Genomic DNA, 10800 nt, shown 5'->3' with positions numbered 1-10800 from the left:
TCGACGGGACGTTAGGCTCCAGGTGCCCTACCGTGTTACGCGGTGGACGGCAACGTGTCGATTAGCTGCCGCAAGGCGTTGAAGTCGACGGGCTTGGTCAGGTGGTGGGAAAAACCTGCTTCCTGTGACCGTTGCCGGTCACTGTCCTGGCCCCATCCGGTCAGGGCCGTGATGACGATGTCGCGGCCCCAGGCGTGCTCCCGGATGCGTCGGCAGGCGTCGTAGCCGTTCAGCCTGGGCATGCCGATATCCATCAGGATGAATTCCGGCCGATGCGCCTCGGCAGCCGCGACCGCTTCCAGACCGTCCCGTGCGATGTGCACCTCGTGGCCGAGTGCGCGCAACAACGCGGCCAGACTGTTGCCCGCGTCCTGGTTGTCGTCGGCGACCAGCACGCGCCGCGGCGCCGATGGCGCCGGCGCGGCTTCCGACACCGCGGGCGCCGGCTCGCTCGGCGGCGACGCTGCCGGCAGCCACACGACGAATTCGCTGCCCTGGCCAGCGCCCGCGCTGTAGGCCTGGATCCAGCCGTGATGCAGTGCCACCAGTTCCCGCGCCAGACTGAGCCCGATCCCAAGCCCCCCCTGGGCCTTCTCCAGTGACTGGTCGCCCTGCGTGAACATCTCGAACACCTGCGACAGCAGCGCGGGCGGGATCCCGATGCCATCGTCCCTGACCCGTATCGTGACGCCCTCGTCGCCGTGTTCCACCGTCAGCGTGATGTGTCCGCCGGGTTCGGTGTACTTGGCGGCGTTGTTCAGCAGATTCGACACCACCTGTGCGAGCCGGACCCGATCGCCCGCCACATACACGGCAGCCGACGGCAGCCGCAAATCGAGCTGATGTCGGTAGGTTTCCAGCAAGGGCCGACAGCTTTCCAGCGCGCGCTCCACGATGTCGCCGACCGCGACCGGCTGCCAGTCCAGGCTGATCTTGCCGCGCGTGATGCGTGAGATATCCAGCAGTTCATCGACCAGCTTCGTCAGGTGTTCGACCTGACGTTCGATCAGCTGGCAGCACCAGGCGCGTGTTGGGCCGTCGATGCCGTCCGTTTGCAGGATTTGCACCGCATTGCCGATCGGTGCCATCGGGTTGCGGAGTTCGTGGGCGAGGGTCGCGAGGAATTCGTCCTTGCGGCGGTCCGCATCCTGCAGCGCGGCTTCGGCCAGCTTGCGGTCGGTGATGTCCGTGGCCATTACCAGTACGCCGGTCACCTTCCCGGCGGCATCCTTGAGGGGGACCTTGTCGGTGGACAGCCACCGAACCCGGTCGGCGGCGACGCGAATCGGCTCCTCGATGCCGAGGCGGGGTTGGCCGCTTCGGATGACGACCAGATCGTCCTGATAGTATCGCTCGGCCTCGTCCGGAAAAAATTCGCTCGTGTGTCGGCCCTCGATCCGATCCTTAGGCAGGCCCAACGCCTCGGCGACCCTGGCGTTGACACGCAGGAGGCGATTGGCAGTGTCCTTGTAGAAGATCATCGCCGGTACGGAATCCAGGATGAGTTCCTGTTCCTGCTGCAGCTTGCGGAGTGCCATCTCGGTTCGCTGGCGTTCCGTAATGTCCCGGCAGACCGTTGCGATGAATTCCAAATCGCCTGTTTCGGCGTCCTTCTGGGCCAGGATCATCTGGGAAACGGGAATTTCGGCTCCGCTCCGCGTCAGCATTGCATTGTCGCCCTGCCAACGGCCGAACTCGAATGCAGCCGGGACGCCAGCTTCGACAACGCGCCGATAGGCCCAGACCGGGTGATAATCCTCGATGGTCGTGTGCAACAGGGACTCCGTGGCACCGATGCCGAGCAGCGCGCGGCCCGCCCGATTCATGTATTCGATTCGGCCGTCTGGCGTGGCGGTGGCGATCAGGTCGCTGCTGGCTTCGATGATCGCGGCCAGCTTGTGGTTAAGGGTTGCGGCGCGCTTACGCTCGGTGATGTCGGTGGAGATGCCGCAGGTGGCATAGATGTTTCCGTCCAGATCGGTGAGCGGGAACTGGGACGACAGGAAGGTGCGCCAGGCGCCATTGACCGGCAGCAATTCTTCCACCTGCCGGCAGCCTTGCCCGGACAGCACCCACCGGTCGTTGGCGATAAGCTTTGCGGCGACTTCCGGCGCGAACAACTCGTCGGTAGTCTTGCCTACGATAGCGCCCGGTTCGGCGTTGAGCAGTTCGGCGCAGCGGTGATTCGCGAACAGGTAGCGCCCGTCCATGTCCTTGATGAAGACCAGGACGGGCGCATGGTCGAGCGTGTCTCGAAGCCGCTTCTCGCTTTCGCGCAATCCGCGGAGTTCCTCGTCCTGATGGGACAGCAGCCGACGGTGCCGCTCGAGTTCCGACTTGAGGTACGCAATGCTTTCGGCGTCTGCGCTTACGGCGGTGTTCAGCTCGTTCGCGGCCACCGGTTCGGTAGTGGGCGGGGTCCGGATCCAGTTCTCATCAACGGTGCCGACGGCCGGTTCCTCGACGGCGGGCTTGGGAACCTTCATGATGTCTCATGTCTCCAGGGAACGTGAATTAAGCGCTTTCTCAAGGAAAAGCCACTTACGGCCGCGATGATCGATCCCGGTTGAATGGCCGGCTAAGCGGCAACGGGACCGGGACTTGCGTCATGTCGACACGACGACTCGCCCGCCACTGCCCGGTGCCGGCAAACCCAAGGGTTGCCGGTTGGACTCGAAGACTGGGTACGGGTTGCGGATCCTGAAGCCCGCGATGGGTGGGATCGCCTGAGCCGACTGACGGGCGGGATAAGGGTTTTTTCTGAGTTGTTCAGTTGGAAATGGTATCCCGCGCATCCTGCCTTGGGAATAGGTAGGGCACTCCAACCCAAGGGCGCCAGGCCGTTCAGGGTCGTGACACGCGGCGCAGACGCTGGCAGACTCGCATGGCGACATGGCAAGCTGGCCGGCGAGCGGCATGGCTTCGAGCGGTGCATTGGTCCCCTGTGCGCTCCCCACCGAGCTGGCGCCGCTGAATCGGATTGGCGGGACGATCCTTCGATGCTGCTCGGCGCCGCTGCCATTGTGCTGAAGGCAACCCAGCACTTTTGAGCCGTCGTTCCGGATCGGATCCCGGGACCCCGAAGCGCAGGGATGGCGAAGCCGAGAACCTCCCTGGCACTGTATGCCCGAGTCCCGCCCCGCATAACGCAAAGACCACACCGACTTGACACGCTTAACCATTCACGAGGCCTACCGATGAAAACTTTCCCTGCGCTTGCGGCAATGCTCGCGGCGACGGCAGCGCTTGCCGATGGTCCCCCAGTGAAGAAATGGGCTCCCGGGCATTACTTTGAGGTGAAGGATGGTGGGGATGGCCAGAAGGCGTTGAAGCGGGCGCTGGACACGCCAAAGTCGGCCGGCGCGCTGATCCGGGTGCAGTGGCGCCAGATCGAGACGAGGCCGGGTGTGTTCGATATGTCGATCATCGCCGACAGTCTGGCGCTGGCGCGGGCGGCCGGGAAGAAACTCGGTATTGCGCTGGAGGACAAGGGGTTTAACGTCGAGGATGAGGACGAGGCCCGCTGCGTGCCCGACGACATGCTGACGGATGCTCGCTATAGCGGCGGTCAGGAAGTGACTTCCCAGCATTCGGGGCAGTTCGCCTGCAACCCCAAGCGTGCCGTGCCAGCCGTAGGTGAGCGCTGGGCCGCCCTGCTGAAGGCAGTCGGACAGCGTTTCGATACCGATCCGACCTTGGTGATGGTCCAGAACACCGAGTCCGCCGTGAACAGTAGCGGGCTCTCGCAGCCCGATTATGAGGCGGCGCTGGAGCGGCAGGCCAAAGCGATGGCGGCCGCCTTTCCGATGACGCCCTGGGCCGTGTCGCTGAACTGGTCGCTGATGAACCCGAAGCTGCAGGTGAAGCTCATCGATACGATTGCATCGCTGGGCGGTGGCATGACCCACCCGGACACCGTGCCGCCTTCAGGCAACGGCAACCCGTTCGATGCCTATTTCAGTACCTATGCCGGACGGATCGTGTCTGCCCCGTTGGTCGAGCTGACCTTTCTTGCCGGCGGTCGGGGCCATCTCTTTCGGGATGGGACGGATTGCGGCGGGCACCCCTGCACGTGGACGGACGTATACGACTATGCGGTCAACCGACTGCACGCTCACTATATCTTCTGGCCCCGCATGGGATGGGGTGAAGACCGCTACATCTGGGAGCGCGATTTGCTGCCGGTGCTGGAGGCCAAGAAATGGGCGATCAACACGGCGTGCCCGAGCAACATCCGCTGTTCGAGCCGTTGACCCCGCTGCGGCGCTTCGTGGCGTGCCGAAAGGGCAGGCGGTTGGGTGGTGATGTTCATGGACCTATCGCCTCGCGTGGTTTCGACTAGACTTGGGTCGTGCCGGAGGTGTCAGGCTCCCAAGCCTGAACGGACCTGATTCCCCCCCAATGGCCCCGTATCTTCGGCACTTTCCATCGCACCCTTCCCAGTCGCTGCCCGTGCATGGGCGCGGCAGCAGTCACAAGCGCGGTCTCGTTCCATTCCCGAGAGTCCCGCTCAGGCGAACAGCGCGCGTCAGTTGGAACGTCGCGTGGAGTCCATCGGCGCTCAGCAGACTTGGCACGTGCGGCCCATTCGACCGCGTTGCCTGGCCGGCGATGGGCGTCAGCGTTCCAGCGACTGACCGCAGCTGCGGATTCACCATTCCCCGGTGCCGTACGGATTTCTGACGCCCTCGGGCGAGTAGCGAGACCCGTATTTGCCGTAAGGGTTGTTGATTGAGTCGGGCGAATACGGCGAACCGTAGCGGCCGTAGGGATTCGCGACCGAGTCCGGATCGTATCGATTGGAATTCAGATTGCCCAGGAATTTCCCGTCCGAACTGTAGATGCCTGGCGAGCCCGAGCCATTGTCGAACCGGTCCGTTCCGGTGCCGTCTGTGCCCCGTGTATCCCACGCCTGCGCCGGGCTGGCGAGCAGTATGGCGACGATAGCGAGCTTTGCGGTCATGGGTCCGCACCTCAGGTGATTGACTTGCAGGACCAGTATCAATCCACGGCGTGGATTTTCAAAGGGGCTTTCGATGGGGCTCCTGTGCAGCGCGGTGCCGCAAAAGCGGGGTGGGGTGCGGTAAGCTGCAACAGCCCATGAGTCCCCCCTGGGCCCTGGGGCTTTTGGCGTCCTTCGCGCTACCACCGATGGAAGCGGGGCGGGCGAGAAGATTCGCCGGAAACTGCTCGAAACCCGCGACGCGCACACCATCCTGCCTTGCCGACCGGCATCGTCTACGCCTGGGGCGTCAAGGCGAACGTGCTTTTTGTTCGACCCCTCTTCAAGGACGGCCGGCTCCATACCCAGGGCATCTGGTTCTGCGATATCCGCACCAACAGCCATTCACGCGGAAGACCAAGCCGCTGAAATTCTGGGACCTGCAGGACTGCATCGCTTGCTGCCAAACGGAGAGCCGTCATCGGCGCAAGTCGACGGAACGCTTCAAATATTTCGGCTGTAAAGAACTGTTCGCGCGACAAGGCGAGCCTCGACATTTTCTGGCTGAAGTACGACAGCCTGGATAATCTGGACGACCTGCCTCCACCCGATGTCTTGCAGCAGGAGATCATCGAGCAGCTGGATGCCGCGCTCGCGTCATTTCGGGATGTTGCGACGGGGCCGCAAGGGAACTGATCCGGTGAATCGGCTAAGGCGCCGCTGCGGTGGATTCTAGTCTTCGCCCCAAGCCTGCGGAAGACCGGATTTGGGCCCGATGGCAGGGGAATGCGACCAAGCTGTCAGAGCTCTGGCGCGCTCTGTGCGGAGTTATCGCGAGGCTGACTCGACTTGAGTGCGATGGCCGCGAACTTCGTTGGGAACCGTCCCGGGAGACCGCCGGCATCGGTGCCGCAAGGTCCTGCCGGTGCGGTGCTTACCTTGTCGCAAACCATTGAGATATTGGAGCCGGCGACAGGATTCGAACCCGCGACCCTCTGATTACAAATCAGATGCTCTACCAACTGAGCTACGCCGGCGATGGGCGGATTCTACACAAGTTCCGGGTGCTTGTGAGGCTCGGCGGTGCGGGGGGCGGTTAGTCCAGGTTGTCAGTGCGCGGCGCCCGGCGTGTCATCCTGCGCGGTCCGGGCCAGCTTGTCCGGATACTCGCACAGATCCGCGATGACGCATTCGGCGCACTTTGGCTTGCGCGCGATACAGGTATAGCGTCCGTGCAGGATCAGCAGGTGGTGCGCATCGCGCAGATGCTCGCGCGGCGTGAACCGGTTGAGTTTGTCCTCGACCTCGCGCACATTTCTGCCCGGGGCAAGCCGGGTGCGATTGGCCACCCGGAAGATGTGCGTGTCGACGGCGATGGTGTGCTGGCCAAACGCCGTGTTCAGGATGACGTTCGCCGTCTTGCGGCCCACGCCGGGTAGGGCCTCGAGTTCGCCTCGCGTCGCGGGGACTTCCCCGGCGTGACGCTCCAGCAGAAACGCGCACAGCGCGATGATGTGGCGCGCCTTGCTGTTGAACAGCCCGATCGTCTTGATGTAATCCTTCAGACCATCCTCGCCAAGTGCGAGGATGGCTGCGGGCGTGTTCGCGATGGCGAAGAGCTTTTCCGTTGCCTTGTTGACGCCCTTGTCGGTGGCCTGAGCCGACAGCACGACGGCGACCAGCAATTCGAACGGCGAGGTGTAGCGCAGTTCGGTCGTGGGTTCCGGAATCGCGGCTGCTAGCCGGTCGTAAATCTGCCGGCGCCGTTCCTGGTTCATGCTTCGGAGCTGTCTTCGGAGTGCGGAGTCTTGATTGACGGTGCGCCGCTGGACCCCGCCGGCGCCATCGCCTGCTTGCGAGCCCGGGCCCGTTCTATGGCGCGAGCGATTTCCTCTGCGCCGGGCCGCTGCAAGGCGGCCTTTTGCCGTTCCGCCCGCTCGGTCTTTTGCTGTTGTTCGCGGTTCAGGCGTAGTTGTCGAGCTTCGTGACGCCGACGCCAGTGATCGGGTTGCGCGAGTTTTTCCGGCGGCGCGGACACCATGACGATGCAGTCGACCGGACAGGGCGGGATGCACAGCCGGCAACCCGTGCATTCGGCGGCGATGACCGTGTGCATCAGTTTCGCGGCACCGATGATCGCATCGACCGGACAGGCCTGGATGCACAGCGTGCAGCCTATGCACTTCGGCTCGTCGATCACCGCCAGATGCAGCGGCTGCTCCACACCGTGCTGGGGATTCAGTGGCTTGGGTTCGCATCCCAGTAGGGTTGCCAGTGCTGCGATACCCGCGGTTCCGCCGGGCGGGCACTGGTTGATGTCAGCCTCGCCGCAGGCGATCGCTTCGGCGTATGGACGGCAGCCGGCGTAGCCGCACTGGCGACACTGGGTCTGGGGCAATAGTGCGTCGATGCGCTCCGCTAGGCCGTCGACGGTGGCGGATGGGCTGGAGTTGGACACGGGGTGCGGTTCGTCGGATAGCGTCATCGGGACGTTCGGCGTCGACGTGCGGGGGTATCAACCGGCCCGCCGCTCTACCGATCGGATCTGGCTTGAACGCCGCGATTCTAGGTCTGTTGCAGGGGATGTCAATCGCGCCGGTGGCATGCCGGTGTGGGCCTGTGGGTGAGGGCAGGCCGGGTTTCCCGCCCTCGCCAGGCGTCGGCTCGCGCTAAGCGTGGTGCCAAAGACCGAAAGAGCTGAACTTCGGATCCAGCCACCAGGCGCGGTTCTGCACGACAAGGCGGTAATTGGTCGCACCGGCCTGCGACTCAACGGGACGCTGGATCATACCCTGAGCGTTGCGGGACGCGGAGAAGTCGTCGGTTTCCGGAACCACCGCGGTGATGTGGCCCGAGCGGTTCAGATCCTTCCGCTTCGCGACGATCAGACAGACACCGCCGTCGTTTGCCGCCCGTTGCAATTCGTCGATATCCGCCGCGCGCTGCCACCCGAACCGTTCGCCATAGTCCTCCAGCCAGTCGTGCAGCGCGTTGGCATTGAGTTCGCGCACCGTGCGGTCATAGACCGCGTCGACCGGATCGCCGCGCTGCAGTCGCTCCAGCGCATCGTTCTTCCACCAGACCCGTGGTAGATAGGGGCCGACCAGATAGCAATAGTCATAGGCGTAGATGTTGCAGAAAGTGGTGCTGCCCTGGGGCCAATACCGTTTGTGCGCGGCTTTCGCACTGTCGAGATACGCCACGATGGCATGGATCTCGTCCACGCGTTCGGCCGGGACAGCGCCCTGGCGACCCGGTCGGGGCTTCTCTCCAAGCGGAAACGCGCGGCCCCCGTCGCGGGCCCGCGTGATGTCGGGCCGGTCCTGCTGCAGGTGGGCGGGCGGAATCGCCGCCGCCGGTGCGGCCGCTCGGGCCGCCGGCGCGCCCGAGAAGGGCTTGAGATGGGCGCTGGCGACGAAACCCTCGAACAGGCGTCCATTCAGCGCCACCTGAATCTTCCACCACGCGTCCTCTGGCTTACCCTCCAACAATGCGATCGGCGTGCCCTGAGGGAGCGCCGCCAGTCGATTGCCGTTGTTGACGACCGCTTGGGAGCGCAGGTTCAGCGAGGAAGCCGTGACGCTGTGCGTCGGCGGCAGTCGTTCCGGTGTCGTTGCCGTTGGCAACGAGGCCGATACCCCGGGCCGGCTCGCCAACTGCTGCTTGAGCTTGAGCAGCAGGTGCTTCCGATCTTCAAGGCCGATGGTACCGCCATTCACCGCACGCGTGATGTCGAGCAGGCTGTCTCGGTCGGCATAGGTATTCAGCGACAGGCCGTTGCGTTTGCGGGTGGACCAATAGAACACGGCGGAGTGGACGGCATAGTCGCTGGCCACCTTGTCCGGTGCGGAGACGACGTCGACGCCGAGCCAGTCACTGAAGCTCTGGTAGTTCGCGCGTCCGGTCAGCTGGATGAGGCCGCGACCTCGGAAGCGATAGCCGTCGCCGCTGGCCTCGCTGCCGTTACCGATGCGGTTGGCGTACACCCGGTTCGCGATTTTCGCCGGTTGCCGCGCGAAGGCATTGGCCTCGGCGTCGGAGCGGAAGTACTTGCCGAAGATCGAGCGCAGTCCTTTGGCGGAGTAGTTCAGGTTTTCCTCGACATGCCGCAGCAACCCGGATTCGTGCAGGACCTGAGCCAGGAAATGCGCGACCCGCAGCGGTGTGTCGATGCCGTAACGGGCGAGCAGCGTGTTGAAATCACCGGCATAGCGCTCGGCGCACTCGCGCCGGACGCCGACATTGACGAACAAACTCGAATCGATCTGCATGATGAATTCCCCCGAGTCTGGACGGCCCTGGTTCTTATGGTCCCTGTGGGCCTTTGAGTCGATTCCGCCTAGGGAGTCCTACTGGATCGGTACCCCGTCATGGCTGCTTCCTGATGCAGGTCGGTGGGCCGTTCCACCGGCCGGTCAGTAGTTTACGCTGAGGCGTGTGGATGCAATATAGATGGTCTGCGTAGCAAGAGATGCGGTATGCATACCTGCGGCGCCGGTAATTCTTCCTTGATCGGCACCCCCAATCATGTAGGCCAGGCGTGGCGGTTCGTAGCGAGAGCCTTTGCCATCAGATCAGCACGGCTGCGACGCCGGCGAAAAAAATTACGGGGCTCAGCCAGCGTGAGTGCCAATCGACCCGCTGCCAGTTGGCACTACCGCGGCTTTCGAGAATCTTGACCCAGGTGCTGAGTCCCACGCCGAAGCCGATCGAGATATAGGTCCAGACGAAGAAGCGGTCGATTGGGGTCAGGTAGCTGATCCGGGGCAGGCTGAAGCTGATCGCGAACTGGGTTGCAACGCAGGCGAGCAGGCAGGCCATCGCGATGCCCACACGGTCGTGGTAGGACGCGATATCGACGAAGAACAGCGCGAAGGAGATCATCACGATGATCATGATTGGAACGATCACCCGCCACGTGTAGAAGCTGACGTTCCGCTCGACCGCGAGTTCGAGCACATAGCGGCTGAAATCCTCGTTCCAGCCGCTGATTGCGGACTGGGTCACCGAGGCGTGGACCCCTACCAGATTCAGATCGCCGCTGGCGCTGTCGGGATCGGCGCGCGTGCGGTCGCGGTCGATCGTGAAACGCAACTGCCCGGTCTGCTCCAGAAAGGACTCGAGCATGATCTTCAGTCGCTGCCGATCGAACGGAAAGCGCTGGAAATCCATGGGTGTCGAGAAGCGGCCCAGCACGTCGACACGATGTTCGACGGTCCCATCCGGGTGCAGGGTCAAGGCCTGATTGAAGGTCTGCTTCTCCACGGCATTCACGAACTGCACGTTGGGATTCCAGATGGTTTGCAGTCGTTCCGAGACGGCATCCTCAATCAATCGCAAGGGCTCAGTATGGCGATCGGCGAGACGTGAGTCTTTCCAGCGGAAGTTGAACAGTATTTCGGCCTGAAAGGTTTGCTCTTTTTCATCGATTGACAGCAGGTCCATCAGATACGCGGCGACCTCGACCTCGGCCGGTAGCGGGGCCGGTGGTGGCGGGTCGGTCTGGCGTCCTTCGGGAGTCGGGACGGCAGCGTGAAGTGCCGTGCCCAGCAGACAGGTCAATACGAGGACGATTCCGAAACGGAGCATGCCGCAGCCACTCCGGGTACACGAGTCTTTAAGCATCCGCGTCTTCGATGATCGTCGCGATCCGTTCCCGGTTATCGCGGCAAGCGGCGTTGACGCCCGGCCTCACGCGCCGCCGCACGCTCGAGTCGTCCGGGCAGGGGTCCGGCGGGGCGAGCAAAGCGCCGCGATCGCGGAAGGGGTCCAGCCATTTGTGACCGTTTGCACTGGGCTGGATCATCGGCATGCGCCGGTGGACCGCGGTAGTCATGCCGTTGGTCCGAGTGACGCGG

General features: G+C 63.7%; 8 protein-coding genes and 1 tRNA gene. 1 reads left to right on the top strand and 8 read right to left on the bottom strand.

All coding sequences use genetic code 11. From position 1 onward, the window contains the following. Positions 1 to 35: 35 nt before the first annotated feature. A complete protein-coding gene (locus tag ACW73L_RS16895; protein WP_498923698.1) occupies positions 36 to 2486 on the bottom strand; it encodes a hybrid sensor histidine kinase/response regulator in 2451 nt (816 codons plus the stop codon). Between the two features lie 711 nt (positions 2487 to 3197). Here ACW73L_RS16895 and ACW73L_RS16890 point away from each other — a divergent pair. Continuing rightward, a complete protein-coding gene (locus ACW73L_RS16890; RefSeq protein WP_498923697.1) occupies positions 3198 to 4253 on the top strand; it encodes a hypothetical protein in 1056 nt (351 codons plus the stop codon). A gap of 398 nt (positions 4254 to 4651) precedes the next feature. On the opposite strand, the gene ACW73L_RS16885 is transcribed toward ACW73L_RS16890, so the two are convergent. From ACW73L_RS16885 to ACW73L_RS16855, 7 genes are all read right to left on the bottom strand, one after another. Beyond that, positions 4652 to 4963 (bottom strand): hypothetical protein, encoded by a 312-nt coding sequence (locus tag ACW73L_RS16885; protein WP_498923696.1) that lies wholly within the window; start codon positions 4961 to 4963, stop codon positions 4652 to 4654. A gap of 940 nt (positions 4964 to 5903) precedes the next feature. Then, positions 5904 to 5979, bottom strand: a tRNA-Thr gene (locus tag ACW73L_RS16880). A 72-nt stretch (positions 5980 to 6051) separates the two neighbouring features. After that, positions 6052 to 6720: an endonuclease III gene (nth, locus tag ACW73L_RS16875; protein WP_498923694.1), complete on the bottom strand. Its 669-nt coding sequence runs from the start codon at positions 6718 to 6720 to the stop codon at positions 6052 to 6054. Continuing rightward, positions 6717 to 7427 (bottom strand): electron transport complex subunit RsxB, encoded by a 711-nt coding sequence (gene rsxB / locus ACW73L_RS16870; protein WP_498923692.1) that lies wholly within the window; start codon positions 7425 to 7427, stop codon positions 6717 to 6719. Before rsxB ends, nth begins: the two co-directional genes overlap by 4 nt. Before the next feature lie 184 nt (positions 7428 to 7611). Next, positions 7612 to 9213, bottom strand: coding sequence for a glycoside hydrolase family 19 protein (locus ACW73L_RS16865; RefSeq protein ID WP_498923691.1), 1602 nt, complete (start codon positions 9211 to 9213; stop codon positions 7612 to 7614). A gap of 298 nt (positions 9214 to 9511) precedes the next feature. After that, complete coding sequence (locus ACW73L_RS16860) at positions 9512 to 10531, bottom strand: hypothetical protein (RefSeq protein ID WP_498923689.1); 1020 nt, start codon at positions 10529 to 10531, stop codon at positions 9512 to 9514. Positions 10532 to 10559: 28 nt separating this feature from the next. Further along, the gene (locus tag ACW73L_RS16855) at positions 10560 to 10778 is read right to left on the bottom strand and encodes a hypothetical protein (RefSeq protein ID WP_498923688.1); all 219 of its coding nucleotides are present in this window, start codon (positions 10776 to 10778) and stop codon (positions 10560 to 10562) included. Between the last annotated feature and the right edge of the window lie 22 nt (positions 10779 to 10800).

Source organism: Methylolobus aquaticus (genome assembly GCF_054172105.1).
This window is presented reverse-complemented; position numbering and strand designations above follow the sequence as displayed.